This is a genomic window from Acidovorax sp. sic0104, assembly GCF_019219095.1.
GTDB lineage: Bacteria > Pseudomonadota > Gammaproteobacteria > Burkholderiales > Burkholderiaceae_C > Acidovorax.
The window spans coordinates 1-1,077 of the sequence record NZ_JAHUWH010000042.1; the positions used below are offsets into that span (position 1 = coordinate 1).

Consider the following 1,077-nt stretch of genomic DNA (forward strand, 5'->3'; position numbering starts at 1 on the left):
TGTCGCATCCCGGATGATTGCATAGACTCTAAACGCTATCCACTCTTCATGGCGCGAGCCGTTCTGCAAGAGTTGATAGAGTCGTTTCAATCCACCCAGGGAGTGAAGCCATGTTGATAGCCCTGCACAAGAACGCCCGCACCACTCCCGCCGTGCGCGCCGAGATCGCAGCCAGCAATGAACCAGCCAGCGTCCTGGCCCAGCGCTTTGGGATCACTGAGCAGACGGTCTACAAGTGGAAGAAGCGCGATGTCTTTGCAGACCGCTCGCACACGGCCCATCGCCTGCAGACGGTGCTCACGCCTGCGCAAGAGACCGTGGTGGTTCACTTGCGACATACCCTGCTGCTGCCCCTGGATGACCTGCTGGCGGTCACGCGAGAGTTCTTGAGCCCCGATGTCTCACGCTCAGGTTTGGACAGGTGCCTGCGCCGCCATGGAGCGGGCAACCTCAACGCCCTCAAGCCCCACCAGCCTGCGGTAGCCCACAAGGCCTTCAAGAGCTACGAGCCAGGCTACGTGCACATGGACGTGAAGTACCTGCCCCAGATGCAGGACGAGAGCAGCAGGCGCTATCTGTTCGTGGCCATCGACAGGGCCACGCGCTGGGTGTTCGTGCAGTTCAAGGCCAACAAGACAGCGGCCAGTGCCAGGGCCTTTCTCAAAGCACTTCACAAGGCCTGCCCGATCAGGATCAACAAGCTGTTGACAGACAACGGCAAGGAGTTCACAGACCGACTGTTTGCCAGCCGGGAGCGCGAACCCAGCGGCAACCATGAGTTCGACCAACTGTGCCAGGAGCTGGGCATAGAGCACCGGCTGACCAAGCCCAGGACTCCGAGAACCAACGGTATGGTGGAGCGGTTCAATGGCCGCATAGCGGACGTCCTGAAGACCCACCGATTCAACAGCCGTGAAGATATGGAGCAGACCTTGCAGCGCTATGTGGCCTTGTACAACCACCAGTTGCCACAGTCAGCGCTCAAGAGTAGTACGCCAATGCAGGCCATGAAAGAGTGGTACCAAGAGCACCCGGATCTGTTTCACAAGCGGCCATATGATCGTCCGGGATGTGACA

Annotated in this window: 1 protein-coding gene; it reads left to right on the forward strand. The window is 59.4% G+C overall.

Going from position 1 to position 1,077, the window contains the following annotated elements; translation table 11 throughout:
* Positions 1 to 110: 110 nt before the first annotated feature.
* Positions 111 to 1,077, forward strand: a 967-nt coding sequence (locus KW835_RS26560; protein ID WP_218387747.1) for an IS481 family transposase, incomplete at its 3' end; no start/stop codon positions are given.